Source organism: Lentzea sp. NPDC037011 (assembly GCF_055607425.1).
In genome coordinates this window covers 821,080-847,846 of record NZ_JBVJRT010000001.1, presented here as the reverse complement: position 1 = coordinate 847,846, position 26,767 = coordinate 821,080, and the positions used below count along the sequence as shown (strand labels likewise).

Here is a 26,767-nt window from a genome sequence, read left to right as displayed (position 1 = left end):
CCAGGACAGTGCAGCGTCCCGCGACGACCGGACGACGTCACACCCGTGCCGGGTCGATCAGCGTGGCCGAGCTGATCAGGCAGCAGCCGGGCCCGATGCGCATCCCGTCCGCCGAGGAAGCCGCGACCGACGCGCTCGTCACGTCGTTGCTCGGCCCCACCGAGCCCGCGCCACCGGCCGGACCCGGCCGCCGGCGCCGTGCGGGCGACAGCCGCGCCGCCCAGGTCGCGGGCGTGCTCACCGGCGCGATCGTCCTCGTCTCGTCGATCGCGGGCGCGGCGATCCTCGCGGGCAGCCGCCCGCCGAACTCCGGCGTCCCGTTCACCGAGCGCCCCGTCGCGCTGTCCGGTGCGCAGGCGCTGCGCCCTGACCTGCTGTCCGCCCAGCTGCCGAGCGAGTACACACCGCCGCGGACCGCTCCCGAGGTCCCCATGCCGCAACCGTCCGCGCTGCTGCTGACCTCACCCACGCGGTCGGCGGACCCGTCGGCCGGACCGTCGGCGGAGCCGTCGGGAGAGCCCGCCACGCCGCTGGTGTCGACCGGCCCGCAGCCGCAGGTGGACGTGGTGAAGCGGTTCTACGAGCTGCTCACGACCAAGCCGGGTGCCGCGGCCAAGCTGCTCTCGCCCGACCTGGTGGGCACGAACCCGCGGGAGTTCGTCGAGTCGTGGGGCACGATCCGCACGGTCAACGTCGACCAGACCTCGCTGCGCCCGAACGGCAGCGTGCTCGCCGTCGTCTCGATGCAGGAGTGGAACGGGAGCTGGCTGCGCATCGAGCAGCTCTTCTGGCTCACCGACACGACCCAGCCGCGGATCATCGGCACCGAGGTCCTTTCGGCGCAACGGAGCTAGCCCGCCGAGTTGTGCCGCGCTCAACCCCGTTCGCCGTTCGCAGTCGAACGGTGACCGCTCGTCGCGAAGATGAGGTTCGATCGTGAAAATTCCCCCAAAGGGGTTACATCTCGGGTCACGATTCGGTATCCATGTTTCCGCCAGTGCGCAAAGCAAGCCTGGAAGGGTGAACGAGCGGTGTCGATTGAGGACCATCGTCGGCGGTTGACCGGCTCTGCCGAGTCGACCGGACAGCTGTCGGTTGCCGAGCTGATCGCCCGCCGCGAGGCGGAGACCATGCCGATCCCGGTGATCACCGACGACATCACCCCCGAGGCGTTCGAGCCGACGATCAAGTTCAGGTCGGTGCGGACCCCGGACGCCAAGCACCCCGGCAGCAAGCCGCGCAAGCAGCCGGCCAAGGAGCTGCACATCACCGAGCTGCTGCGCCGCGAAGGCCGCGGTGACGACGCGCAGAGCAGCGGCTTCACCGTCGGCAAGCTGGCCGCGGCCGCCAGTGGTGGCGTCGTGCTGTGCGGCACCGTCGCGTTCGCCGCCTCCTCCTGGCTGTCCTCCCCCGACGAGCGCCCGCTCGCCCAGGTGCGGTTCGACGAGCGGGCCCAGGCCCGTGGCGCGAGCGCCGGCACCGAGGGCGTTGTGAAGCTGCCGTCGAACAAGACGCAGCAGGCCGACCAGACCGAGACGGCCGCCGCCGACCCGACCACCGAGCAGGTGCGGGTCGCGCCGTACACGCAGCAGCCGACCCAGCAGCGCCCGGCGCAGCAGCCGCAGGTCCAGCAGCCGACGCAGCAGCAGCCCGCGCAGCCCCCGACCGCGAGCACGCCGTCGTCGGAGGCGCAGACCACCCCCACCACGCCGAGCACGCCGCCGTCGAGCGAGACGCCTCCTCCGCCGCCGAGCTCGTCCACCACGCCCCCGCCGAGCAGCAGCACCACGCCCCCGCCGCCGCCCAGCTCGTCGCAGACCCCGCTGCCCACGCCGTCGAACCCGGTGGACGTGAGCGTCGACCTCGGCGTGCTCGACCCGGTGCTCAACACCGTCGGCGGCACGGCCGAGCAGACCGTCGGCGTCTTCGACTTCTTCGCACCGGCTGAGTAACGCATCAACCCGGTAGCACACCGGTCGTACACGACAGGGGTACCCTGTGCGGGCACTCCGGACGACCGCTGACTACCGCACGAGGAGCACGAGCGTGGGACCTGCTGCCACCGCGGTCTCCCCTTCGCTGCGCGCCGGGGTGGTCACGTGACGACGTCCGACGCCACTGACGGGCGGCTGGTCGCCGACCGCTACCGCTTCCTCGACCGGATCGGCTCCGGCGCGATGGGCATCGTCTGGCGCGCCCACGACGAACGCCTCGGCCGCGAGGTCGCGATCAAGCAGCTGCTCCTCGCACCCGGCCTGGACGAGGCCGAGCAGGACGAGGCGATCCAGCGCGCCATGCGCGAGGGCCGCATCGCCGCCAAGCTCCACCACCCGAACGCCATCGCGGTGTACGACGTGGTCGAGGAGGACGGTGTCCCGTGCCTGGTCATGGAGTACCTGCCGTCCTACAGCCTCGCCGACGCGCTGGCCGAGGGCGGGCCGATGGACCCGGTCGAGGTCGCCAGCATCGGCGCCCAGTGCGCGGCGGCTCTGGCGGCGGCGCACGCGGCCGGCATCGTGCACCGGGACGTGAAGCCCGGCAACGTGCTGATCGCCGAGAACGGCATCGTCAAGATCACCGACTTCGGCATCTCGCGGGCCAGCGACGACATCACGGTCACCAAGACCGGCCTGATCGCCGGCACGCCCGCCTACCTGGCACCGGAGATCGCGCGGGGCCAGGACCCGACGCCGGCCTCCGACGTCTACTCGCTCGGCTCGACGCTGTTCGCCGCGATGGAGGGCGAACCGCCCTACGGGGTGAGCGAGAACACGCTCGGTGTTCTGCACGCCGTCGCGGCCGGCCGGATCAACCCGCCGACGGTCGACCACCCGCTCGCCGACACGCTGCTGTACCTGCTGAACTTCGAGGCCGACGACCGGCCGACGATGTCGCAGGCGCGGGAGCTGCTGGCGGCGGTCGCGAACGGCCGTGCGCCGTCGTTCACGGGCCTCGCCGCGGTGGCCGGACCCGACCCCACGGCGATCGTGGAACCCGAGCGGACGCGCATCGTCCGGGCGGCTCCGCGCACGTCGCCGCCGCGGACCGCGCCACCGATGGCGCCCGCGGCCAGGCCGCAGGACAACCGCCCGCTGGTGATCGCGGCGGTCGTGCTGGCGTTGTTGCTGGTCATCGGTGGTCTCCTGGTCGCGCTGGGCGTGTTCACCAAGGAGCAGCAGACGCCGTCCGCGCCGCCGGCGAGCTCGTCTTCCGTGGTGCCGACGACCACGACGGTGCCCGAGGTGACGACCACCACGCCCGAGGCAACGACGACGCGCGAAACAGCGCCCAGCACCACGACGACCACCACAACCACCACTACTACGACGACTACGACTACGACGACCACCACAACGACGACGACCACGGCCAAGCCTCCGGCGTCGTCTGTGCCGCCAAGCTCCGCATCGGTACCTCCGCCAGCGGGCTAAGCACAAAACCGTCGCAGTTATCTCGTAAGGTGGGTAACCGCACCGATGGGTGATGTGAACTCAGACGTGTGATGAGCCGTTGAACAGAGAGCAAGTGACCGCACAGCGGGGAGCAACTGTGACCGACGATGGCCGATTGGTCGCTGGTCGCTACCGATTGAGCCAGCGCATCGGTAGTGGTGCCATGGGCGTCGTCTGGACAGCACACGACGAGCGCCTGCACCGGACCGTCGCGGTCAAGCAGCTGCTCCTGCAGCCAGGGCTCGCCGACGGCGACGTGGACGAGGCGAAGAGACGTGCCATGCGCGAGGGCCGCATCGCCGCGCGCCTGCAGCACCCGCACGCCGTCGCCGTGTACGACGTGGCCGAGGACGACGGCCAGCCGTGGCTCGTGATGGAGTACCTGCCGTCGAAGAGCCTGTCCGGCGTCCTGTCCGAACGCGGCACGCTCCCGCCGCGCGACGTGGCCTCGATCGGCATGCAGGTCGCCTCCGCGCTGGCCGCCGCGCACAACGCGGGCATCGTGCACCGCGACATCAAGCCCGGCAACGTGCTGCTCGGCGACGACGGCACCGTGAAGATCACCGACTTCGGCATCTCCCGCGCGACCGGCGACGTCACCGTCACCGCCACGGGCATGCTCGCCGGTACCCCCGCCTACCTCGCCCCCGAGGTCGCCAAGGGCTACGACCCCGGCAGCCCGTCCGACGTGTTCTCCCTCGGCTCCACGCTGTACGCCGCGATCGAGGGCGAGCCGCCGTTCGGTCTGAGCGAGAACACCATCGCCCTGCTGCACAAGGTCGCCTCCGGCAAGGTCAACCCGCCGCGCAACGCCGGCCCGCTGACCGCGCTGCTCATGCGCCTGCTCCGCTCGGAGCCGGAGGAGCGCCCGACGATGGTCGAGGCCCGCGACGCGCTCGCCGCGGTCGCCAACGGCCAGGCGACCCCCGCCTTCACGCCCTCCGTGGTCGCCCCGACGCACCCGCCGTCGTGGCGCGGCGCCCCGGTCCAGCAGCCCCAGCCGGCCGCGACCCGCGCCCTCCCGCCCCCGCCGCCGCCCAACGCGACGCGGGTCGACATGCACTCGCACGCGCCGCACACGCCGCCCCGCGCGATGCCGGCGCAGCAGCACCAGCCCCAGCAGCACCAGTCACAGCAGCAGCACCACCGCCCGGCCGCCGCACCGCAGTACTCGCAGCGCCCCAAGCCCTCCCGCCCGGCGCCGCCGTCGTCGAAGAGCAAGAAGTCGACCGTCTACACCGCGATCGCGATCGTGGCGGCCGCGGTCGTCGGCATCATGTTCGCGAGCATGATCTCGAACGGTGGCGGCGGGAACAGCGGCAACGGCAACAACAACGCCGGCGGCAACACCTCCACGCAGCAGACGACGGGCAACAACGCGGACCCGACGAACACGGAGAAGCCGAAGATCCTCGAAAAGGCAGGCGCGTGGAGCGCCAGCCCTTCGGTGGAAGAGCGGCAGGCGCTGCTGGAGGCCTACCTGCAGCTGGCCACCAGCTCACCGGAAGAGGCGTGGAAGATGGGCAACGCCGACTTCCAGGCCAACTACCCCGGTGGCATGGCCGGCTTCAAGACCTTCTGGTCGCCCTACAAGCAGGCCAAGCTGGTGAACGCCGACCAGCGGCAGGAGTTCTACTACGTCGTGGACGTCGAGGTCACGAAGAAGGACGGCACGAAGGCGACCATGCAGCGGCAGATCTCGCTGTGGTGGCGCAACAGCAACTTCTTGCTGAGCTACGACAAGCCGTTCGGCGGGGCGTAGTCAGGAGGCCCGCGCGGCCCTCTCCAGCGCCTCGGCCAGCGCGAGCACCGCGGGGTTCCACGCGGCCTCCTCGCGGTAGACGACGTGGATGTGCCGCACCGGTTCGGGGTTGCGCACCTTGCGCAGCACCACGCCCGGATGCGCGTAGCCCAGCCCGAGCCGCGGGATGATGGTGACGCCGAGCCCGGCCGCCACAAAGCCCTGCGCGGTCGCGTAGTCGTCGCTCTCCACCACGACCTGCGGCGCGAAGCCGGCGCCCGCGCACGCGTTCGGCACGAGGTCCTTGCACGGTCCGGAGGCGCCGCAGTCGGCGTAGATCCACGACTCGTCGGCCAGCTCGCCGAGGTCCAGGACGCGTTTGCGGGCCAGGGCGTGGCCGCGGGGCAGGACGGCGTAGAACGGGTCGGTGAGCAGGTGGCGGGCGACCATGCCGGCGGGGGCGGGCTCGTCGGGTTCCATGACCGTGATGGCGACGTCCGCGCGGCCGGCGGCGAGCTCCTCGAAGGGGTCGGCCGGCTCGGTGAGCTTCAGGTCGAGCTCGACACCGGAGCGTTCGGCGCGGAACTGGGCCACGGCGGGTGGCACGAGGGCGGCGCCGGCGGTGGCGAAGTAGCGGACGCGCAGGGTGCCCGCGCAGCCGTTGCGCAACGCGGTGAGGGCGCTCTCGGCCTCGGCCAGCTGTTCGGTGAGGCGGGCTGCGTGCTCGGTGAGCAGGCGGCCGGCGGCGGTGGGGCGGACGCCGCGGCCCACGCGTTCCAGCAGCGGGAGGCCCGCCTGCTTCTCCAGGCCCGCCACCTGCTGGGAGATCGCGGACGGGGTGTAGCCGAGGTTCGTGGCGGCCGCGGTGATGGAACCCGTGGTCACGACGGCCCTGAGGACCTGCATGCGGCGCACGTCGAGCATGCCCTGACCATACAGCGGTGCTTAAAGGTTATGCACAACAATTAAATTGTCTTTACGGGTTGTGCGGCGCATCGTTGTCCGCGTGAACCAACGCGGAACGTTGATCAGGATGGGCGTGCTCGCCCTGCTGTGGGGATCCAGCTTCCTGTGGATGAAGCTCGCGCTGGGGAGCCTGTCGCCCCTGCAGATCTCGATCGTGCGGACGTTCTTCGGGGCGCTCGTGCTGTTCGTGGTGCTCGCCACCGCGCGGATGACCCTGCCGCGGAACCGGCGGGTCTGGGCGCACATGACGTTCGTCGCGTTCTTCGGCAGCGCGGTCCCGTTCACGCTCTTCGCCATCGGCGGCCAGACCGTCGACTCCGGCGTGTCCGGGGTGCTCAACTCCACGACACCGCTGTTCGCGCTGGCCATCGGGCTCGTGCTGGGCACGGAGAAGATCAGCGACCTGGTTCGCATGCTCGGGCTGGGGCTGGGCTTCGCGGGCGTCCTGCTGATCTTCGCGCCGTGGCAGCAGGCCAACAGCATCGCGAGCTGGGGCGCGGTCCTGTGCCTGGCCGGCGCCGCGAGCTACGCCATCGGTTACTCGTACGCGGGCCGCTACCTGGTCAACACGGGCGCCACCTCGACGCAGCTGGCGGCGATGCAGCTGACCACCGCGATGGGCATGCTGCTGCTGGCGCTGCCGTTCGGCGGCCTGCAGCCGCTGCACCTGCACTGGATCGGCGTGGTCGCCGTCATCGTCCTCGGCGTCGCCGGCACCGGTGTCGCGTTCATCCTCAACTACCGCGTCATCGCCGACGAGGGCGCCACCACGGCGACTACGGTCGGTTACCTGCTCCCGGTCGTGTCGGTGCTCCTCGGAGCGGTCTTCCTCGGGGAGCAACTGAACGCAAGGGTCGTGATCGGGATGCTGGTGGTCCTGATGGGCGTCGCGCTGACCCGCCGGAAGCCCGTCTCGGCAGGTCAGGGCGTCTCACCAAACGAGACGCACGACCTGGTCAAACGCTGAGGTGTGAGACGTGCGTCTCCCCCAATAGGATGGTTCCGAGACGAATCGCGTCCTTATCGAGCTGCTGAGCCGTCTCCTCATTGTTGAAGGAGATGGACAACCGCCTGAGAAGGACATCGACATGAACAACGAAAACCTGAAGGTCGTCACCCGCACCACTTTTCACCTCCTCGCCCCCGGCGCGGCCCCCGCACCGGTGGAGGCGGAGCTGGTCTACGACCCAGAAGACCCCTACGCCGTCGCCATCGTGTTCCACACGGGCTCCGGCCGGGTCGAGTGGATGTTCGCCCGCGACCTGCTGGCCGACGGCCTGCTGACGCCGTGCGGCGAGGGCGACATCCTGGTCCGCCCGGCCTCCGACGACCCGGAGCGGGTGCTGGTCGAGCTGAACGCGCCGACCGGGTTCGCGATCCTGAGCGCCGTCGCCGAAGACGTGGCGACGTTCCTCGACAGCTCCTACGACGTCGTCCAGCCGGGCGAAGAGGACCTGTGGATCGACTTCGACCGGGAGCTGCAGAAGCTGGTCTCGACGCTCGACTAGTGCGCCTGCGCGTGCCGGTCGGACGGTGGCAGGGGCGCGGGACGAGGTGGCCAACCAGCTCGTCACCCGAGACCACCGACGGCATGGTGCCCGACGTCGTGGGCAGCGACGACGCACCAGGCACGGTCCCCACCGCGGCACCACGCGAACGGCTTCGACGGGAACCCCGCAAAGCGCGGACCCGACCTTGACTACTCTGGCGGTGTGACAACCGTCGGGGGCCGCTACACGCTGCTGGAGCGCGTCGGCAGCGGAGCGATGGGGGTGGTCTGGCGGGCGCGGGACCAGGTTCTGGCGCGCGAGGTCGCTGTCAAGCAGCTCGTCACCGGCGACCACCAGCGCGCCATGCGGGAAGCGCGCAACGCGGCGAGACTGCACCACCCGCACGCGATCGCGGTGTTCGACGTCGTCGGGGACGACGAGGAGCAGCCGTGGATCGTCATGGAGTACCTGCCGTCGCAGAGCCTCTCGGCGTTGCTCGCCGACAAGGGGCCCCTCAAGCCGGCCCAGGCCGCGCGGATCGGCGGGTTCATCGCCTCGGCGCTGTCCGCGGCGCACACCGCGGGGCTGGTGCACCGCGACATCAAGCCGGGCAACGTCCTGATCGGCCACGACGGCACGGTCAAGATCACCGACTTCGGCATCTCCAAGTCCAGCGGTGACGGCACGCTGACCGACACCGGCATGATCTCGGGCACCCCCGCCTACCTCGCACCCGAGGTGGCGCGCGGTGAGCACCCCGACGAGGCCTCCGACGTGTTCTCGCTCGGCGCCACGATCTACACGGCGATCGAGGGCGAGTCCGTCTACGGGCCCAGCGACAACAGCTTCGGCCTCATCTACCGGGCCGCGAGCGGGCAGCTGCGGGACGCCAAGAACGCGGGTGAGCTCACGCCGTTGCTGAACCGGCTGCTCGCCGCCGACCCGAAGGACCGGCCGACCGCGCAGGAGGCCGCCGACCTGCTGGCCGCCTCACCGCAGCCGTCGCAGCCGCTGGTGCTGCCGCCCGAGCTGCCCCGGCGCAAGCCGCCGAACCGGCGGATCCTGACCGTGCTGTCGCTCATCGGGCTGCTGGCGATCGGCGGTGGTGCGGCGGCCGCCTACTGGAACGGCACGGGCAACGACACCCCGGTCAACCAGAGCAGCTTCCCCAGGGACACCGGCGCCCGCTACTTCTCCGCCGCGGAGGCGGAGTCCTTCGTGCAGAACCACTACGCCGAGCTCCCGGCCAGGGCCGAGGTGGCGTGGCGCAACCTGCACGGCAAGGCCAGCGAGCCCGTGGACGTGTACCTGTCGCGCTGGTCGGGCTACCGGTCGGTCAAGTGCAACCCCTCCAGCACGCCCATCCGCTCGGACGGGCCGAACTGGGTGGTCACGGTCGACCTGAACCTCCAGACCACCGGCGGCCAGCTGCAGGCTGGCACCTACGAGGTCGTGGTCGCCGCGGTCAACAACGAGATGAAGATCGTCAGTATCATCCAAACGAGGTGAGCAGCAGCCAGAACGTGCCGCCGCCCACGACCAGGCCCATCGCCGTGCCGCCGAGCACCTGCCCGAGCGTGTGGTCGCCGAGCTGGACGCGCGACCACGACACCAGCGCGGCGGGCAGTGCGATCAGCAGCGGCCACGGGCCGTAGACGATCGCCAGCGTCACGACGGCGGCCCACGCCACGCCGGCGTGCAGCGAGATCTTCCACTTCAGCCCGAACGTGATCGCCATGCTGACGAGCAGCGAGGCGAACATGCTCCCGGCCAGCGCGAGCATGCTGGCCGGGGCGTCGCCCAGCAGCATGACCACGGTGCCGGCCGCGAGCGACGCACCCGCCGTGAGCAGCGGGACCAGCCGGCCCTCGCGGTTCGTGACGTGGTGGCCGTCCCACTTGCCCTTGCGCGCGCCGCGCACGATGACGGCCATGGGGATGACGGACGCCGTCACGGCGACGACGAGACCCCACAGCACCGTCTTCCACAGCCCGTCGGAGGCCGCGGCGACGATGAACGGCAGCAGGACGATCCAGACCCACGGCGCCAGCACCTCGGTGGCAGCGCGGGCGACCTTCGTGACCAAAGCCCCCGGGAACCCTTCAGACCAGTCGGCGGTCGGTGGCCCAGCGGGAGAGCTCGTACCGGTTGGAGAGCTGGGTCTTCCGCAGGACGCTCGACACGTGCGTCTCCACCGTCTTCACGCTGATGAACAGCTCGGACGCGATTTCCTTGTAAGCGTAGCCACGGGCCAGCAGCCGCAGGACGTCGCGTTCCCTGGGGGTCAGCAGGTCGAGCTCGGGGTCGCTGATCGGCGCGGCACCCGGCCGGTCGGCGAACGCGTCCAGGACGAACCCGGCGAGGCGCGGGGAGAACACCGCGTCGCCCTCGCTGACCCGCACGACCGCCTTGACCAGCTCCTGGCTGGAGATCGTCTTGGTGACGTACCCGCGCGCACCGGCGCGGATGACGTTGATGACGTCCTCGGCGGCGTCCGAGACCGACAGCGCGAGGAACGTGACCTCGGGGATCTTGGTCCGGATCTGCCGCAGCACCTCGGCGCCGCCGCCGTCGGGCATGTGCACGTCGAGCAGCACGACGTCCGGCTTGAGGTGGGCGATGCCCGCGACCGCCTCGCCGACGCCGCCCGCCTCGCCGACCACCTCGACCTCGTCGGTGATCGTGTCGAGCTCGGCACGCACCCCCGCGCGGAACAACGCGTGGTCGTCCACCAGGAACACCCTGACGCTCATGTCCTGGCCTCCGTCTTCCTCGGCATCTCGAGCTGCACCTCGGTCCCCTCACCGGGCGCGGTCCGCAGCCGCGCCTCGCCACCGTGCCTGCTCATCCTCCCCCGGATGCTGCCGGCGAGGCCATGCCGGTCCTCCGGCACGGTGTCGGGGTCGAAGCCCTTGCCCCGGTCGCGCACGAACACCGTCACCTTTTCGGGTTCCACCTCCGCGTACACGCTGACCTCGGCCACGCCCGCGTGCTTGGCCGCGTTGACGATCGCCTCCCGCGCCGCCTGCACCAGCGGGATCAGCCCGTCCTCCAGCTCGCAGTCGCCGACCACGACCTGCTGCACGGCGATGGCGAAGTCGTCCTCCACCTCGGCGCAGGCCTGGGCGATGGCCACGCTGACCGTCTGCGGCTGTTCGCCCACCTCACGGCCGTAGAGCCAGCTGCGCAGCTCCCGTTCCTGGCTGCGGGCCAGGCGCTTGACCTCGCGTGACGACTCGGCCTGCTTCTGGATGAGCGCAAGCGTTTGCAGCACGGAGTCGTGCAGGTGGGCGGCGATCTCGGCGCGTTCCTCGGTGCGGATGCGGGCCCGGCGCTCGGAGTCCAGGTCGCGCACCAGCCGCATCCACAGCGGCACGGTGAGCACGGCGACGCCGATCAGGGTCGCGAGCACGGAGAGCACGACCGTGGAGAGGTTCTGGAGGGAGTCGTTGGCGACCAGGAACGCGGCGACCCCCGCCACGACCAGGGCACCACCCGCCAGCGTCCGCACGATCCCCGTCTTCCCCTGGGCCATCGCCCCGTCGCGCCACCGGCGCCGCTGGGCCTCGTCGGCCTCCCGCCACACGACGGCGGCCCCCACGAGCGCCACGGCGATCGGGCCGGTGATCCAGCCGCTCCAGCCGCTCGCACCGCCGTTGATCAGGCCGGTGAAGACCGCGACGCCGATGCCGACGGCCGCGAGCCCCACTGCCTGCTGCCACTCCTTGCGGTCCTGCTCGGTCTCGGGCTCCGCCACCGGCGACTGCGGGACGAACATCCACAGCAGCGCGTAGGCGATGATCCCCACACCGCTGAACGCGGCGAAGACGGCGAACACCAGGCGCACCCAGAAGACGGGTGCGCCCAGGTGGTTCGCCAGCCCGCTCGCGACGCCCGCGATCACCCGGCCGGTGCGGCGGCGGCGCATCGGCTCGATCCCTGCACTCACCACCTGATCGTCACACGTTCCGGCGGGTTGTTCATCAGGGATGACCCCGGTTCGCGGAATCAGGGCTGCTCCCTGATGTGGTTCGCGCTCCGGCAGCGCAACCTTGTCGTCGTGAGCGGGACTGAGAAGGCAATGCAGGGCGTGGCGGACACGCTCAGGGAGTTCTGGGCCCACCGGCCGGTGCGGCCCCGTGCAGGGCGGAAGCTCGGCGGCGTCGCCACCGGCATCGCCCTGCGCTACCAGATCGACCCGGTGATCGTGCGGATCGCCTTCGTCGCGCTCGCGTTGTCGGGCGGCGTCGGCCTGCCGCTGTACCTCGCGGGCTGGCTGGTGCTGCCGGAGGAGGGCGACGCGGTGTCGCCGCTGGAGGCGCTGGTCCACAAGGGACAGAGCGAGATGCCGCCGGCCAAGACGCTGTTCCTCGGTATCCTCATGTTCCCGGCGCTCGCCTTCACGTTCGGCAGCGGCGGCTTCCAGGTCGTCGTGACGCTGGCGGCGGCGGTCGGTGGCGTGTACCTGCTGCAGAAGAACCGGGGACACCTGCAGCCGGCGACGACGCTGGCCGAACCACCGCCGGTGCCACCGGTGCCGGGGGCACCGGCCTGGGACCCGCTGGGCGCCGCCCCGTTCGCGTGGGACCTGCCCGAACCGGCACCCGCCCCGGCCCCGCCCCCCGCACCGCGCCCGCGCAAGCCGCGGATCGGCCTGGCGACCCTGGGCGTGATGATGCTGGTGGTCGCCGGCTCCGCCATCGCGGCCCCGGTCGTGCCGTGGTTCACCGCGCCGCACGTCATCGGCCTGGCGATCACCGTGCTGGCGGCGGGCCTGCTGGTCGGTGCCTTCACCGGCGGCGGTCGCGGCCTGGTGTGGCTGCTGGTCCCGCTGGCGGTGGTCGGCTTCGGCGTGACCGCCGTCGACTTCGACGGCCCCACCACGGTCAGCAGCATCTCCCCCACGCCCAAGACGCTCGACGAGGTGCAGGCGAAGTACTCGATCGGCGTCGGCAGCGTGCTCTTGGACCTGCGCGAACTGCCGGACTCCGGTTCGGTGCAGACCGCCGTGAACGCCGACCTGGGCGAGGTCGTCGTGCACGTGCCGAAGACCGCCGACGTCACGTTCACCTGCGACGCCACGTCCATCGGCGAGCTCGACTGCCTCGACCGCAAGGCGGAGGGCGGCGCCGTGCAGGTCGAGGGCAAGGACCTCGGCGACGACGGCGAAGGCGGCTTGAAGATCGACCTGGACGTTCGCACGAGCGTCGGAGAGGTGAGGGTGCTCCGTGGCTGAGCAGACTTCCGGACAGGCCGTGCGCCGCCGGATCGACGTGGTGGGCCTGGTGTTCGGCATCGGCGGGCTGCTGACAGCGGCCTACGTGCTGAGCGACGGGCGGTTCTGGTTCGACTTCCGGTGGGCGCTGGGAGGGACGGCGATCCTGGTGGGTGTGGTCCTGCTGACCAACTCACTGCGCCGACGGCAGCGCTGACCGAACGCGAGAGGCCCCCGGCGTCCTGCCGGGGGCCTCGTCACGCTTCCGGGTGACGAAGATCGATTCCTCCCTGCGTCGGACCGGCCGCTCCCTGTGGTGCTGCCAGTTCGCCGCCACGAGGAGGGAGCCCATGGCCGACGGAAGCGGCAGCGCGGAAGCACCACTTGACGGAGGCTTGCCGTTCACAGCTCGTCAGGAGCAGTTCGGTCTCGCTTTCGTGAAGATGATCGCTGCTGCGGCCGGCTGTTCGATCAAGTGGCACGCAACCGACTACGACGGCGTCGACATCACCATCTCGTCGTCGACCGAGTACGTGAAGTACTACTGCCCGGAGTTCGAGCTCCAGCTCAAGTGCACCACGCAGCACGACCGGCTTCGCGACACATACTCCACATGGACGACCTGGTGAGCAGCCCGTCACTCGACGACTACCGCGAACTCGCCGAAAGCCTCCACCCGCTGGCGGTGCAGCAGTACCTCGCTGCCAACGACTGGCAACTCGAAGCACAGGTTCCCGACGTCCGGCAGATCTGGCGCCTCCACGACCGAGCACGGGTGATGCTTCCCCTGGCAACGGACTTCGTCGACTTCGCCCAGCGCTTCCGCGACACCCTCCGGTCGTTGGCCACCGTGTACGACTGGGATCCGCAGCGGCTGGCCGAGCGGATCACGGCGACCCGTGCCGACCTGTTCTTCGTCCGGTTCGACCAGATCATGATCGACGGAACGCTGCCGTTCAAACAGGCGGAGAGAACCCTTGACGGCCTGTTCAAGATGATGAAGGCCGCTGCCACCTCGGCCGACGATCCGACGCATTCTCACCGAGGCCGCCGCTCCAGCACGGTGAACGACTTCCTGGACGACGACATCCGGCTCGGGCACACCAAGCGCGGTAGTTTCGTCTTCACGGTCGTCACCCGGCTCGGAGATCCGCTGCCCGATCACGAGGACGGCCCGGAGGGCCCCTTCCAGCGCCGCGTGATGGAAACGCTCGCCACGGGTCTGCACGCGGCCAGGGACCTCTCGCTGAGCTGGAACCCCGGTGCGGTCGAACGTGCCGCGGAACAGGGACTCAGCGCCAACCTCGTGGAGTCGCTCCAAGATCTGACGGAGTCGGACACCCTGCGCGAACTGGACCTCTCGTTCGACTGGGCGGCGAGCGCGCCGCCGCCGGAGGTCCCCTCCTCCCGCATCGTGATCAACCGCGATGCGATCGCGGGGCTGCCGCGTGTTCGGGAACGTCTGGTGCGCCGTGAGGAACCGCCGAGCACCGAGACACTCGTCGGCCAGGTCCGCTCGCTGACGAGGGAGGAGTCGAGCGGCGACGACCAGGAGGAAACGACGATCGTGCTGAGCGCCGAGGTCCGGGGGCGCACACGAAAGATCCACATCCCGTTGAGCGGGGACGACTACGGCTGGGCGATCTTCGCCCACACCAACAGACTGCCGTTCACGGTGACCGGCAACCTCGCTTTCGAGCGGGGCGCGTGGCGGTTGACCGGACCGGTCGCGGTCGACTCCAGTTTTCTCCGGCACCGGCAGCGCTGATCGAACGGACGAGGCCCCCGGCGTCCTGCCGGGGGCCTCGTCACGTGGTCACTCCCACTCGATGGTGCCCGGCGGCTTCGACGTCACGTCGAGCACCACACGGTTGACCTCCGCCACCTCGTTGGTGATCCGGGTGGAGATCCGCTCCAGCACCTCGTAGGGCAGGCGGGTCCAGTCGGCGGTCATGGCGTCCTCGGACGACACCGGGCGCAGCACGACCGGGTGGCCGTAGGTGCGGCCGTCGCCCTGGACGCCGACGCTGCGGACGTCCGCGAGCAGCACGACCGGGCACTGCCAGATCTGCCGGTCGAGGCCTGCCGCGGTGAGTTCCTCGCGGGCGATGGCGTCGGCCTGGCGCAGGGTGTCGAGGCGGTCCTGGGTGACCTCGCCGATGATGCGGATGCCGAGGCCGGGGCCGGGGAACGGCTGGCGCTGCACGATGGTCTCGGGCAGGCCGAGCTCGGTGCCGACGCGGCGGACCTCGTCCTTGAACAGCGCGCGCAGCGGTTCGACCAGCTCGAACTGCAGGTCGTCCGGCAGGCCGCCGACGTTGTGGTGCGACTTGATGTTCGCGGTGCCCGCGCCGCCGCCGGACTCGACGACGTCGGGGTAGAGGGTGCCCTGGACGAGGAAGCGGTAGTCGCCCTCGGCCTTGAGGTCGCGCTCGGCCTGTTCGAACACGCGGATGAACTCGCGGCCGATGATCTTGCGCTTCTCCTCCGGGTCCGTGACGCCGGCCAGGGCGGTCAGGAACCGCTCGCGGGCGTCGACGGTCACCAGGTTGATGCCCGTCGCGGCCACGTAGTCGCGCTCGACCTGGGCGCGCTCGCCGGAGCGCAGCAGGCCGTGGTCGACGAAGACGCAGGTGAGGCGGTCGCCGATGGCGCGCTGGACCAGGGCGGCGGCCACGGCGGAGTCGACGCCGCCGGACAGGCCGCAGATGGCCTTGCCGTCACCGATCTGCTCGCGGATGCGGGCGACCTGCTCGTCCACGATGGACGAGGTGGTCCACTGCGGGCGCAGGCCGGCGATGTCGTGCAGGAACCGGCGCAGCACCTCCTGGCCGTGCGGTGAGTGGTGCACCTCCGGGTGGTACTGCACACCGGCGAACCGGCGTTCGGTGTCCTCGAACGCGGCGACCGGGGCGCCCTCGCTGGTCGCGGTGACCGTGAAGCCCTCGGGGGCCTTGGTGACGGCGTCGCCGTGGCTCATCCACACCGGGTGGCTCGCGGGCAGCTCCGTGTGCAGCGCGCCCGCCTCCGCGGTGATGCCGAGGTCGGTGCGGCCGTACTCGCGGGTGCCGGTGTGCGCGACCTCGCCGCCGAGGGCGCGGGCCATCGCCTGGAAGCCGTAGCAGATGCCGAAGACCGGGACACCGGTCTCGAACAGCTTGGCGTCGACCTGCGGCGCGCCCTCTTCGTAGACGCTCGACGGGCCACCGGACAGCACGATGGCCAACGGGTTCTTGTCGAGGATCTCGCTCACCGTCGCGGTGTGCGGGACCACCTCGGAGTAGACCTGGGCCTCGCGGACGCGGCGGGCGATCAGCTGCGCGTACTGGGCGCCGAAGTCGACGACGAGAACAGGGCGGTTGCTGGTGTCGGACACGGCCTAAGGATGTCATGCGCCGCAGGTCGGGCGCCTACCGGTGGCCGGGTTGACCAGGTGTTCGAGACCGGACCACCAGACGTGGGAACGGGTTGCGGTCCCCGGTGAGGTTGGCCACGCGGGCGGACCCCGAAGGCAGTCGCGCGCTCAGCGGGTGCCAACCGGCGGTCAGGGCCTACCGTGAGCCCATGGACGCGTTCACGCCACAACCGAGGCCGTGCTGGATCGCCGGCCGTCCCGAACAGGGCGAGCAGGCGCTGGGTGTGTTCCACCCGTTCGACGGCACCGAGGTGGCCTCGGTCGCCGTGCCGAGCCCTGACCAGGTGGAACGTGCCGTCGCCGCTGCCCACGCCGTGGCCCGCGAGTTCCGCAGAACACCGGCGCACGTGCGCGCGACCGCGTTGCAGCAGGTCGCGCAGGCCCTGACCGACCGCGCGGAGGAGATCGCCGAGACGATCACCGCTGAGAACGGCAAACCGCTCAAGTGGGCCGAGGTCGAGGTCCAGCGCGCGGTGAACACGTTCCGGTTCGCCGCCGAGGAGGCCCGCCGGTTCAGCGGCGAGGTGCAGCGGCTGGACACCGACGCGGGCGGCGAGGGCCGGATGGCGATCGTGCGCCACGTGCCGCGCGGTCCCGTGCTGGCGGTGGCACCGTTCAACTTCCCGCTCAACCTGGTGGCGCACAAGGTCGCGCCGGCGCTCGCGGTGGGTGCGCCGGTGGTTGTGAAACCCGCCTCGGCCACGCCGCTGAGCGCGTTGCTGCTGGGCGAGGTCCTCGCCCAGACCGACCTGCCGGAGGGCGCGTTCTCCGTGCTCCCGGTGCGGGGCAAGGACATGGAGAAGCTCGTCACCGACGAACGGCTGCCCGTCATCTCCTTCACCGGGTCGACGAAGGTCGGCTGGTCGCTGATGGACTCCGCGCCGCGCAAGCACGTCGTGATGGAGCTGGGCAGCAACGCCGCCGCCGTCGTCTGTCCTGATTGGACGGACCTGGACTTCGCGGCGCAGCGGATCGCGACGTTCGGCAACTACCAGGCCGGGCAGTCGTGCATCGCGGTGCAGCGGGTGGTCGTGGACCGGTCGGTGGCCGGGGAGTTCGTGCCGAAGCTCGTCGAGAAGGTCGCCGCGCTGCGGACCGGCGACCCGCACGACCCCGAGGTCGAGGTCGGGCCGCTGATCGACGAGGACAACGCGCGCCGCGTCGAGGAGTGGGTGCTGATGGCCGCCGACGCGGGCGCCAAGGTGCTCACCGGCGGCAAGCGCACCGGCGCGACGGTCGAGCCGACCGTGCTGACCGACGTGCCTCCGGACGCGAAGGTGTGGCGCGAGGAGGTCTTCGGGCCGGTGCTGGTGGTGTCCGTGGTCGACGGCGTCGAGGAGGCGTTCGCGCAGGTCAACGACTCGAAGTACGGGCTGCAGGCCGGGGTGTTCACCCGTGACGTGCAGGTCGCGTTCGAGGCGGCGGCCGAGCTGGAGGTCGGCGGCGTGATCATCGGTGACGTGCCGTCCTACCGCGCCGACCAGATGCCCTACGGCGGCGTGAAGGGCTCGGGCACCGGGCGCGAGGGCGTCCGGTCGGCGATGGAGGACTTCACCGAGGAACGGGTGACCGTCCTGACCGGAGTTCAGATCTAGGCACGGGATCGCGCTACAGCCCCTGGGCGAACGCGAGCACCCGGTCGGGGTCGTAGCGGCGGCGCACCTCCCGCAACCGCGGGAGGTTGCGGCCGTAGTAGGCCCTCGCCCAGTCCGGCATCTCCGGGTCCACGTAGTTGACGTACCCGGTGGTGCCGGTGCCGAGCCCGTCGCGCAACGACGCCAGGATCCGCCGGCCCTCCGCCTCGGTGCGGCCGTCCACGACGTTGACGTAGCACTGGGCACTGGCCTTGGCCCGCCGGTGCGGGAACGCGGTCGCGTCCGGTGCGACCCGGCCGAGCGCGCCGCCGAACGAGTCGAACTGGATGCGGTACCGGCTGCCGCCCCGCAGCAGCTCGTCGACGCGGGAGCCGGGCACGTGCTCGTAGGCCATCCGCGACGACGCCACGAACGCGGCACCGGTCTCGTCGCCGCCCGCGTAGAACCGCATGGCCTCCAGGTAGGTCAGCTCCTCGACGACCCGCTGCGTGCCCTTCGGCATCCGGTCGAGCAACGGGTGCAGGTCCTTCGCCGGACCGAGGTAGGTGCCGCCGACCGCGGTGCTGGTGGGCGTACCGGAGAGCGTCTCGCAGATCGCCCACAGCTCGTCCGGGGCGTCGGCGAACCACTCCTGCCACGCGTCGACCACGTCGGCGGTCGCGCCGTCCGGGTACAGCAGCAGGAAGCGGGTGATGTCCGGCGCGGGCACGCTGCGGAACGTGAACGACGTGACGATGCCGAAGTTGCCGCCGCCACCGCCGCGCAGCGCCCAGAACAGGCCGGGCTCGGAGTCCGCGGACGCCGTGCGCACGCAGCCGTCCGGCGTGACGATCCGCGCGCTGAGCAGGTTGTCGCAGGTCAGACCGTACTTGCGGCCGATCACGCCGATGCCGCCGCCGAGCGTGAGACCGCTGATGCCGACGGACTTGCAGGTGCCACCCGGCACCGCGCGGCCACGTGCGCCGATGGTCTCGTAGAAGTCGCCGAGCCGGGTGCCGCTGCCGACCCGCACGTCGGTGCCGCGGAAGCGCACGTCGTTCAACGCGCTCACGTCGACGACGAGGCCGTTCTCCGGCACCGAGTAGCCCGCGTAGCTGTGCCTGCCGCTGCGGGCGGCGACCGGGATGCCCTGGTGCGAGGCGAAGTCCAGGCACGCCTGCACGTCCTCGGTCCGCACGCACCGGGCGATCGCGGCCGGCCTGCGGTGGGCGTAGACCGTGTTGAACGGCAGCCGCAGCGCGTCGTAGCCGGTGTCCTGCGGCAGGACGAGCCGGTCGCCCAGCCTGCGCCGCAGTCTCCCCCAGTCCGTGTCCGCCGCGGCGGGGCCACCGATCCCCATGCCCGCGACCGCTAATCCGGTTCCCCGTAAGAAAGTCCTTCTGCTCATCCCCATGTGGTCCAGTTCACCAGCCCAGCGCGCGACGCGTCACCTCATCGCTCGCCGCGGTGCCGGCGACGTGACCGTCCGGCCTGATCAGGCGGCCGTCCCGCACCAGGAACCCCGGTCCGGCCACGCGAGATCCCGCGATCAGCTCGCCGCCATCCGTGGTCAGCGGGGAGTCGGTGTAGGCGAACGGGGTGAACAGCTTGCCCGAGTCGATGCCCTCGCCGGACTCCAGCGCACGCTGCCGCTGCGCGCGTTCGTCGTCGTTGCCCGGCACCAGGAAGCGCATGGTGGCGCCGGTGATGCGCAGGTTCTCGTCGGCGGCGGCACCGCGTTCGACGTCGTAGGACCGCAACAGACCCGGCCCGGCCTCGCCGTTGCGGTCGGCGGCGATCTTCCACGCCGCGTTGTCCGCGTCGCAGATCCCCGAGTTCAGGCCGCGCGCGCCGAACGGGCTCATGACGTGCGCCGCGTCGCCCGCGAGCAGGACCCGGCCGACGCGGAACGTCGCCGCTCGCCGCTGGTGGAAGCGGTACGTGGACTGCCAGACGACCTCGTACGGCTTGTCGCCGACGATCGCGCGGAGGTGGTCGTCGGTGAGCTCGACGTCCTCGGCGACCTGCCAGTCGATCCGCCACACGCCGTCCGGTTGCGGGTGCAGCAGCACCTGGCGGCCTGGGTTCCACGGCGGGTCGAAGTAGAAGCGGCGTTCCGGTGCCGGGAAGTCCAGGTCGACGCGCACGTCGGCGATGATGAACCGGTCGTCGAACGAGAAGCCCTCGAACGGCACGCCGAGCAGCCGCCGCACGGTCGAGTGCGCGCCGTCCGCGGCGATGCAGTGGGTGCCGGTGATTCCGTCCGATGTGGACACACCGGCGGCGTCCCAGGTCAGGCCGGTGACCTCGTGGCCGTAGCGCAGCTCGACCAACGGCTCGGCGCGGACCCGCTCCTCCAGGATGCGCTCGACGACGGTCTGCGGGGTGTTCACGAACGGCGGGAAGCCCGCTGCCGCCGGGAAGGTCAGGGTCGCCACCTCGCGGTCGCGGTGGTAGGTCCGGCCGGTGTACCAGGTGACGCCGGCGTCGGCCACGGCCTGCCCGGCGCCGACCCGTTCGAGGACCTCCAGCACGTCGCGCTGCACGCAGATCGACCGGCTGCCCACGCGGGACCGCTCGGTGGCCTTCTCCAGCACCACGCTGGGCACGCCGGCGCGGGCCAGCAGCAGCGCCGCCGTGAGCCCGACCGGGCCCGCACCGACGACCAGCACGGTCATTGCAGGGCGTCCCAGACGGCGCGGTCGCGGCGCGCGGTCCAGATCTCCGGCCAGTCCTTGCCGTCGCACTCGTCCCAGTAGCGCTGCACGTCGAACGGCAGGCAGTGCTCGAAGATCGGCCAGCGGCCGTACCGGGGCGCCAGGGTCTCGCGGGCCAGCTCGAAGGCCTGCTTGAGCGTGCCGCCCTCGGCGTGCACCCCGCCGACCGTGCGGCGCAGCTCGTCCAGGAAGTGCCGGCTCTGCGCGATCGCGGCCTCGACCTCGATCCGGTCGCGGGCCACCTTGCCGCGGCCGCCCACCAGGACCTCGGCGCCGAGGTCCTCCACGTTGTCCAAAGTGGACGTCGCCCACTCGTCGTGGAACGCGTCACCGGTGTAGAGCGCGGCCTGCGACTCGACCAGGTCGCCCGCGAAGAGGATGCGCTGCTGCGGCAGCCACGCCACGATGTCGCCCGCAGTGTGGCCGCGGCCCAGGTGCTGCAGCACGAGGTCGCCGCGTTCGCCGCCGAGCGGGATGGTCATGCGGTCGGAGAACGTGAGCGTCGGCCAGGTCAGGCCGGGGATCTCGGCCGGCTGCTCGAACAGCCGCGGCATGCGGCCGTACTCGCTCTCCCAGTCCTGCCGGCCGCGTTCGGCGATCAGGACCCGCGTCATCTCGTGCGCCACGACCTCCTGCGCGTCGAACGCGCTGGCACCCAGTGTGCGGACGGCGTGGTAGTGGCTCAGCACGAGGTAGCGGACCGGCTTCCTCGTGTGCTCGCGCAGGGTCGCGAGCCAGCGGCGCGCGGCCGCGGGGGTGGCGCGCGCCTCGAAGCAGATCAGGAAGTCGTCGGCCTCGATCGCACCGACGTTGGGGTCGCCTTCGGCGGTCAGGGTGTAGACGCCCTCGGCGAGCTCGACGAAGACCTCGTCCTTGTCGGCGAGGTCCGCGCTGGAAGCGAACGGCTTCTTGGCCATGCCTCCACGGTAGCCAAAGTGATCGAGGTCAGGACACCTCCACGATCGGCAACCGCAGCGCGGCCGGGGCCTGCTCGGGAACCGCAGGGGTGCGCGGCTTCGCCGGGTTGATCCGCCGGTACGGCTCGCCCTGCGCCGGCCGCTGGTCCCGCTCGCCCTTGTTCGGCCAGAGCGAGAACGCCCGCTCCGCCTGCGCGGTGATGGTGAGCGACGGGTTCACGCCGAGGTTGGCGCTGATCGCCGCACCGTCCACAACGGACAGACCGGGGTAGCCGTGGACCCGGTGGTACGGGTCGATCACGCCCTCGGCCGGGGTGCTGGAGATGGCGCAGCCGCCGATGAAGTGCGCGGTCAGCGGGATGTTGAACAGCTCGCCCCAGGTGCCGCCGGCGATGCCGTCGATGTGCTCGGCCGCGAGCAGGTTGGCCCGGTGGCCGGCCGGGATGAACGCCGGGTTGGGCTCGCCGTGGCCCTGCTCGCTGGTGAGCTTGCCGCGCTTGAGGAACGTGGTGATGGAGTTGTCGAGGCTCTGCATCACCAGCAGGATCACCGTGCGCTCGCTCCACCGGTGCACGCTGAGCAGCCGCAGCAGCTTGAGCGGGTGCTTGACCGCTTCGCGCAGGAACTGCAGCCACCTCGGCACGCTCGCCGAGCCGTCGGTGGCGAGCGTCTGCAGCAGGCCCATGGCGTTGCTGCCCTTGCCGTACCGGACGGGCTCGATGTGCGTGATCTCGTCGGGGTGGATCGAGCTCGTGATCGCGACACCCCTGGTGAAGTCGTTCTGCGGGTCCACGGTGTACCGCCCGGCCCCGATGATCGCCTCGGAGTTGGTGCGGGTGAGCTCGCCGAGCTTGGCCGAGATCTTCGGCAGCGTGGTGGCCCTGGCCCGGTGGAGCAGCTGCTGCGTGCCCCAGGTGCCGGCCGCGACCACGACCTGGTCGGCGGTGAACGTGGCCCTGGCGCGGCCACCGGTCTGCTTGGCCTGGACCGTCCACCGGCCACCGGACTCGCTCAGCCCGGTCACCGTGGTCAGCGGGAAGACCTTCGCCCCGAGCTGTTCCGCGAGGTAGAGGTAGTTCTTGACCAGCGTGTTCTTGGCGCCGACCCGGCAGCCGGACATGCAGCTGCCGCACTCGGTGCAGCCGGTCCTGGCCGGTCCCGCACCACCGAAGTAGGGGTCCTCGGCCGGCTTGCCGGGTTCGCCGAAGAAGACGCCGACGGGCGTGGGGTGGTAGCTGTCCTCGACGCCCATGTCCTCAGCGACCTTCCGCATGACGACGTCGCTCGGTGTCGTGGTCGGGTTCGTGACCACGCCCAGCATCCGGCTCGCCTGGTCGTAGAACGGGTCGAGCTCGGCCTGCCAGTCGGTGATGTGCGCCCACTGCCGGTCCTCGTAGAACGGCTTGAGCGGCCGGTACAGCGTGTTCGCGTACACCAGGCTGCCGCCGCCGACGCCCGCCCCGGCCAGCACCATCACGTTGCGCAGCAGGTGGATGCGCTGGATTCCGAAGCACCTGAGCTGCGGCGCCCACAGGTACCTCTTCAGGTCCCAGCTGGTCTTGGCGAACTCGTCGTCGGCGAAGCGACGGCCGGCTTCGAGCACGGCGACGCGATAGCCCTTCTCGGTCAGCCGGAGCGCGGCCACGCTCCCGCCGAACCCGGAGCCGACGATGACGACGTCGAAGTTACCGGCGAGTTCACCCATGTACCGGAGAGTAGGCGTTACTTCGGGTAACGCCTAGTCCCCCATCGATTCAGAGTCAGAGGACCAGGCCCTCGATGACCCAGACCGAGAACGCCACGACCAACGCCATGATCACCAGTCCACCGCAGATGAACAGCGCGAGGGCCTTCCAGCCGATGCTGTTCTCGTCAGCGGTCTCCTCCTGCACCTCGTCGACCTCGGGCTCCTCGACCGTGTCGACGCTGCTGTTGTCCTTGCCGAACAGGGCATCCAGTTCCACGCACTACAGGACGCACGGGACACCGGTTCGGTTGCAAGATCAGCTCTGCGCCCAGGCCGCGACCGGGAGGCTGAGGTAGACGCCCACGTCGAGCAGGCCGGTGGCGTTCACGACGGCCGTGCACAGACCGTCGACCCGGTCCTGCCGGTTGGCCGCGCGGCTCTCGAACCACTTCGACCTGACCTCGACGACGATGTCCATGCCGGTCGAGTCGAACGGTCCGCGCGGCCGGAAGCGCAGCTCGACGTCACCGGGCTGGAGATTGCCGTCGTAGGGCTCCTCCGGGCATTCGACCGCCACCGAGACGGCGTGCGGGAGCGTCGCGGCGAGGTCCTTGAGCAGGGCGTGGGGGATGTGGGGGGCGTACGTGATCTCGACGAGCGGCACGGGACCCAGCAAAGCAGAAGGGCGCGTCCCAACCGGAACGCGCCCTTCCGCAGCAGACGACTAGCCCCGGATGGTCAAGCCGACCTTCTGGAACTCCTTGAGGTCCGAGTAACCGGTCTTCGCCATGGCCCTCTTGAGCGCGCCGAACAGGTTCGTCACGCCGCGCGGGTCCGACGACGGCCCGAACAGCAAGGTGCGCAGGTCGAGCTCCTGGTCCACGGCCTCGGCGACGAGGCTGCGCGGCACCGACGGGTGCGCCGACGACGCGGTCCAGTACAGGCCCTGACCGGGTGCCTCGGTCGCGGCGGCGAGCGGCTCGCCGAGCATCACGGCGTCCGCACCGCAGGCGATGGCCTTCGCGACCTCGCCGGAGGTCTGCATGCCGCCGTCGGCGATGACGTGCACGTACCGGCCACCGGTCTCGTCGAGGTAGTCGCGGCGGGCAGCCGCCGCGTCCGAGATGGCCGTGGCCATCGGCACGCCGATGCCCAGCACCGAGTCCGTGGTCGTGACGCCGGGCGAGTAGCCGTAGCCGACGATCACGCCCGCCGCGCCGGTGCGCATGAGGTGCATGGCCGTGCGGTAGTCGCCGACACCGCCGGCGATCACCGGGACGTCGAGGTCCGCGATGAACGACTTCAGGTTCAGCGGCTCACCGTCGCGCGACACGTGCTCGGCCGAGATGATCGTGCCCTGCACGACCAGGATCTCGACGCCCGCGGCCAGCAGGTCCGGGGTGAGCTCGGCGGCGCGCTGCGGGCTGACCCGCGCCGCCACCGTGACGCCCGACTCGCGGATCTGCTTGATCGCCTCGGCGATGAGGTCCATCCGCAGCGGGGCGGCGTGCAGCTCCTGCAGCACCTTGACCGCCGCTGCCGGGTCGTCGCTGTCCTCGGTGGCCTGCACGAGGCGGAACAACGCCTCGTCCACGTCACCGTGGCGGGCCCAGAGGCCCTCGGCGTTGAGCACGCCGAGTCCGCCCAGCTCGCCGATCGCGACCGCCGTGCCCGGCGACACGATCGCGTCCGTCGGGTGGGTGATCAGCGGGATGTCGAAGCGGTAGGCATCGATCTGCCACGTCGTGGAGACGTCCTTCGACGACCTCGTCCGACGCGACGGGATGATCTCGATGTCGTCCAGCTCGTAGGCCCGCCTCGCGGTCCGGCCCATGCCGATCTCGACCAGATCGCGCACCTGTTGTTCTCCTTCGTCCGGGGGTCTGGGGGCCGCCCCCAGAGAAAACACGGCGGGCGAGCGTGGTCCGCGCTTTCCGCGGACGCACCTCACCCCTGAGCGAACAGCCGACAGACCTTAACGGGTCGTGTAGTTCGGGGCCTCGACGGTCATGGTGATGTCGTGCGGGTGCGACTCCTTGAGCCCCGCCGCGGTGATGCGCACGAGCTGCGCGTCCTGCAGCTCCGCGATCGTGCGGGAGCCCGTGTAGCCCATCGCCGCGCGCAGACCGCCGTTGAGCTGGTGCACGACCTGCGACAGCGGGCCGCGGAACGGCGTGCGGCCCTCGATGCCCTCCGGGACCAGCTTGTCCTCGTTGAGCACGTCGTCCTGGAAGTAGCGGTCCTTCGAGAACGACTTGTTCTCGCCGCGCGACTGCATCGCCGCCAGCGAGCCCATGCCGCGGTAGGTCTTGAACTGCTTGCCGTTGACCAGGATCAGGTCGCCGGGCGCCTCCTGGGTGCCCGCGAGCAGCGAGCCGAGCATCACGGCGGACGCGCCGGCCGCGATGGCCTTCGCGATGTCGCCGGAGTACTGGATGCCGCCGTCGCCGATCACCGGCACACCCGCCGGACGGCACGCGAGGGACGCCTCGTAGATCGCGGAGATCTGCGGCACGCCGACACCCGCGACGACGCGCGTGGTGCAGATCGAGCCCGGCCCGACACCGACCTTGACGCCGTCCGCGCCCGCGTCGATCAGCGCTTGGGCGCCGGCCCGCGTCGCGATGTTGCCGCCGACGACGTCCGTCGAGTCGCCGAGCTCCTTCTTGATGCGCGCGACCATCTCCAGCACGCCGCGCGAGTGGCCGTGCGCCGTGTCGACCATCAGCACGTCCACGCCGGCGTCCGCGAGCGTCATCGCGCGCACGAACGAGTCCTCTCCCACGCCCACGGCGGCGGCGCACAGCAGGCGGCCGTCCGGGTCCTTGGTGGCGTTCGGGTACTGCTCGGTCTTCACGAAGTCCTTGACCGTGATCAGGCCCTTGAGCTTGCCGTCACCGTCGACGATCGGCAGCTTCTCGACCTTGTGCCGGCGCAGCAGCCCCAGCGCGGCCTCGGCCGACACGCCGACCTGCGCCGTGACCAGCGGGCCGTTGGTCATGACCTCGCTGACCTTCTTGGAGTGGTCGAGCTCGAACCGCATGTCGCGGTTCGTGATGATGCCCACCAGCTTGTTGTTCGAGTCGGTCACCGGCACGCCGGAGATCCGGTAACGCGCGCACAGCGCGTCGACCTCGGCGAGCGTGGCGTCCGGCGAGCACGTGACCGGGTCGGTGACCATGCCGGCCTCGGACCGCTTCACGGTCTCCGCCTGCCGGGCCTGGTCCTCGACGCTGAGGTTGCGGTGCAGCACGCCGATGCCGCCCTGCCGCGCCATCGAGATCGCCATCCGGCCCTCGGTGACGGTGTCCATGGCGGCACTGGCCAGCGGAACCTTGAGGCTGATGTTGCGCGAGATCCTGGTGCTCGTGTCGACGCCGCTCGGGACGACGTCCGACTCGGCAGGCAGCAGGAGCACGTCGTCGAAGGTCAATCCCAGCATCGCGAACTTGCTCGGGACTCCGTCAGCGTTGAGCTCGCTGGTCATGGCGGGTGGCTTGCCTTCCGTCGTGCGGCACCTCCCGTCCCTGCGTCCGGTTTCCGCAGGCGGAGGCGGTGCTGCCCATGGTATCTGGACGTATCCCGGGGTACGG

Annotated in this window: 25 protein-coding genes; 12 read left to right on the top strand and 13 right to left on the bottom strand. The window is 70.9% G+C overall.

Going from position 1 to position 26,767, the window contains the following annotated elements; all coding sequences use genetic code 11:
- Positions 1-8 precede the first annotated feature (8 nt).
- From ACZ7CH_RS04365 to ACZ7CH_RS04350, 4 genes are all read left to right on the top strand, one after another.
- Positions 9-854 (top strand): hypothetical protein, encoded by an 846-nt coding sequence (locus tag ACZ7CH_RS04365; RefSeq protein ID WP_360395860.1) that lies wholly within the window; start codon positions 9-11, stop codon positions 852-854.
- Between the two features lie 204 nt (positions 855-1,058).
- Positions 1,059-1,952 carry a hypothetical protein gene (locus ACZ7CH_RS04360; protein WP_470373129.1) on the top strand — a complete coding sequence of 298 codons (894 nt, stop codon included), beginning with the start codon at positions 1,059-1,061 and terminating at the stop codon, positions 1,950-1,952.
- 147 nt (positions 1,953-2,099) lie between these two features.
- Positions 2,100-3,431, top strand: coding sequence for a serine/threonine-protein kinase (locus tag ACZ7CH_RS04355; protein ID WP_458430214.1), 1,332 nt, complete (start codon positions 2,100-2,102; stop codon positions 3,429-3,431).
- A 118-nt stretch (positions 3,432-3,549) separates the two neighbouring features.
- Positions 3,550-5,214: a serine/threonine-protein kinase gene (locus ACZ7CH_RS04350; RefSeq protein WP_470373128.1), complete on the top strand. Its 1,665-nt coding sequence runs from the start codon at positions 3,550-3,552 to the stop codon at positions 5,212-5,214.
- Here ACZ7CH_RS04350 and ACZ7CH_RS04345 read toward each other — a convergent pair whose 3' ends face one another.
- Positions 5,215-6,117, bottom strand: a complete 903-nt coding sequence (locus tag ACZ7CH_RS04345) for a LysR family transcriptional regulator (RefSeq protein WP_458430212.1) — start codon at positions 6,115-6,117, stop codon at positions 5,215-5,217.
- An 82-nt stretch (positions 6,118-6,199) separates the two neighbouring features.
- Between ACZ7CH_RS04345 and ACZ7CH_RS04340 the strand changes: the two genes are divergently transcribed.
- From ACZ7CH_RS04340 to ACZ7CH_RS04330, 3 genes are all read left to right on the top strand, one after another.
- Positions 6,200-7,126 carry a DMT family transporter gene (locus tag ACZ7CH_RS04340; RefSeq protein ID WP_458430211.1) on the top strand — a complete coding sequence of 309 codons (927 nt, stop codon included), beginning with the start codon at positions 6,200-6,202 and terminating at the stop codon, positions 7,124-7,126.
- Positions 7,127-7,247: 121 nt separating this feature from the next.
- On the top strand, positions 7,248-7,667 hold the full coding sequence (locus ACZ7CH_RS04335; protein WP_360395847.1) for an SsgA family sporulation/cell division regulator: 420 nt from the start codon (positions 7,248-7,250) through the stop codon (positions 7,665-7,667).
- 204 nt (positions 7,668-7,871) lie between these two features.
- Positions 7,872-9,158, top strand: coding sequence for a serine/threonine-protein kinase (locus tag ACZ7CH_RS04330; protein ID WP_360395845.1), 1,287 nt, complete (start codon positions 7,872-7,874; stop codon positions 9,156-9,158).
- On the opposite strand, the gene ACZ7CH_RS04325 is transcribed toward ACZ7CH_RS04330, so the two are convergent.
- Genes ACZ7CH_RS04325 through ACZ7CH_RS04315 form a run of 3 tightly spaced genes read right to left on the bottom strand, consistent with a single transcriptional unit; the run spans position 9,142 to position 11,640 of the window.
- Entirely contained in the window at positions 9,142-9,735 is a 594-nt protein-coding gene (locus ACZ7CH_RS04325) for a phosphatase PAP2 family protein (protein ID WP_360395843.1), read from the bottom strand. The two genes, ACZ7CH_RS04330 and ACZ7CH_RS04325, sit on opposite strands and share 17 nt — an antisense overlap.
- 16 nt (positions 9,736-9,751) lie before the next feature.
- Complete coding sequence (locus ACZ7CH_RS04320; RefSeq protein ID WP_360395841.1) at positions 9,752-10,402, bottom strand: response regulator transcription factor; 651 nt, start codon at positions 10,400-10,402, stop codon at positions 9,752-9,754.
- Positions 10,399-11,640: an ATP-binding protein gene (locus tag ACZ7CH_RS04315; RefSeq protein ID WP_458434299.1), complete on the bottom strand. Its 1,242-nt coding sequence runs from the start codon at positions 11,638-11,640 to the stop codon at positions 10,399-10,401. The genes ACZ7CH_RS04320 and ACZ7CH_RS04315 overlap by 4 nt, the downstream gene beginning before the upstream one ends.
- A gap of 69 nt (positions 11,641-11,709) precedes the next feature.
- Between ACZ7CH_RS04315 and ACZ7CH_RS04310 the strand changes: the two genes are divergently transcribed.
- The 4 genes from ACZ7CH_RS04310 (at position 11,710) to ACZ7CH_RS04295 (ending at position 14,632) form a co-directional block, all read left to right on the top strand.
- Positions 11,710-12,885, top strand: a complete 1,176-nt coding sequence (locus tag ACZ7CH_RS04310) for a PspC domain-containing protein (RefSeq protein ID WP_470373127.1) — start codon at positions 11,710-11,712, stop codon at positions 12,883-12,885.
- Positions 12,878-13,081, top strand: coding sequence for a hypothetical protein (locus tag ACZ7CH_RS04305; RefSeq protein WP_360395838.1), 204 nt, complete (start codon positions 12,878-12,880; stop codon positions 13,079-13,081). The genes ACZ7CH_RS04310 and ACZ7CH_RS04305 overlap by 8 nt, the downstream gene beginning before the upstream one ends.
- 133 nt (positions 13,082-13,214) lie before the next feature.
- Positions 13,215-13,493 carry a DUF4365 domain-containing protein gene (locus ACZ7CH_RS04300; protein WP_470373126.1) on the top strand — a complete coding sequence of 93 codons (279 nt, stop codon included), beginning with the start codon at positions 13,215-13,217 and terminating at the stop codon, positions 13,491-13,493.
- Complete coding sequence (locus ACZ7CH_RS04295) at positions 13,478-14,632, top strand: hypothetical protein (protein ID WP_458430209.1); 1,155 nt, start codon at positions 13,478-13,480, stop codon at positions 14,630-14,632. The genes ACZ7CH_RS04300 and ACZ7CH_RS04295 overlap by 16 nt, the downstream gene beginning before the upstream one ends.
- 48 nt (positions 14,633-14,680) lie before the next feature.
- On the opposite strand, the gene guaA is transcribed toward ACZ7CH_RS04295, so the two are convergent.
- Complete coding sequence (gene guaA, locus ACZ7CH_RS04290; RefSeq protein ID WP_470370045.1) at positions 14,681-16,240, bottom strand: glutamine-hydrolyzing GMP synthase; 1,560 nt, start codon at positions 16,238-16,240, stop codon at positions 14,681-14,683.
- Between the two features lie 188 nt (positions 16,241-16,428).
- Here guaA and ACZ7CH_RS04285 point away from each other — a divergent pair, with 188 nt between their 5' ends.
- Positions 16,429-17,874, top strand: a complete 1,446-nt coding sequence (locus ACZ7CH_RS04285) for an aldehyde dehydrogenase family protein (RefSeq protein WP_470373125.1) — start codon at positions 16,429-16,431, stop codon at positions 17,872-17,874.
- 13 nt (positions 17,875-17,887) lie between these two features.
- Here the strand turns inward: ACZ7CH_RS04285 and ACZ7CH_RS04280 are convergent, their stop codons facing one another.
- The 8 genes from ACZ7CH_RS04280 to guaB all read right to left on the bottom strand — a co-directional run bounded on the left by ACZ7CH_RS04280 (position 17,888) and on the right by guaB (position 26,661).
- The gene (locus ACZ7CH_RS04280) at positions 17,888-19,213 is read right to left on the bottom strand and encodes an FAD-binding oxidoreductase (RefSeq protein ID WP_470373124.1); all 1,326 of its coding nucleotides are present in this window, start codon (positions 19,211-19,213) and stop codon (positions 17,888-17,890) included.
- Positions 19,214-19,277: 64 nt separating this feature from the next.
- Positions 19,278-20,531, bottom strand: a complete 1,254-nt coding sequence (locus tag ACZ7CH_RS04275) for an FAD-dependent monooxygenase (protein WP_470373123.1) — start codon at positions 20,529-20,531, stop codon at positions 19,278-19,280.
- A complete protein-coding gene (locus ACZ7CH_RS04270) occupies positions 20,528-21,487 on the bottom strand; it encodes an MBL fold metallo-hydrolase (protein WP_470373122.1) in 960 nt (319 codons plus the stop codon). Before ACZ7CH_RS04270 ends, ACZ7CH_RS04275 begins: the two co-directional genes overlap by 4 nt.
- Positions 21,488-21,515: 28 nt before the next feature.
- On the bottom strand, positions 21,516-23,192 hold the full coding sequence (locus ACZ7CH_RS04265; RefSeq protein ID WP_470373121.1) for an FAD-dependent oxidoreductase: 1,677 nt from the start codon (positions 23,190-23,192) through the stop codon (positions 21,516-21,518).
- Positions 23,193-23,247: 55 nt separating this feature from the next.
- Complete coding sequence (locus ACZ7CH_RS04260; RefSeq protein ID WP_360395820.1) at positions 23,248-23,451, bottom strand: hypothetical protein; 204 nt, start codon at positions 23,449-23,451, stop codon at positions 23,248-23,250.
- A 39-nt stretch (positions 23,452-23,490) separates the two neighbouring features.
- A complete protein-coding gene (locus ACZ7CH_RS04255; RefSeq protein ID WP_360395818.1) occupies positions 23,491-23,838 on the bottom strand; it encodes a hypothetical protein in 348 nt (115 codons plus the stop codon).
- Positions 23,839-23,898: 60 nt separating this feature from the next.
- Positions 23,899-25,032 (bottom strand): GuaB3 family IMP dehydrogenase-related protein, encoded by a 1,134-nt coding sequence (locus tag ACZ7CH_RS04250; protein WP_360395816.1) that lies wholly within the window; start codon positions 25,030-25,032, stop codon positions 23,899-23,901.
- Positions 25,033-25,149: 117 nt separating this feature from the next.
- Positions 25,150-26,661: an IMP dehydrogenase gene (gene guaB, locus ACZ7CH_RS04245; protein ID WP_470370040.1), complete on the bottom strand. Its 1,512-nt coding sequence runs from the start codon at positions 26,659-26,661 to the stop codon at positions 25,150-25,152.
- Positions 26,662-26,767 lie beyond the last annotated feature (106 nt).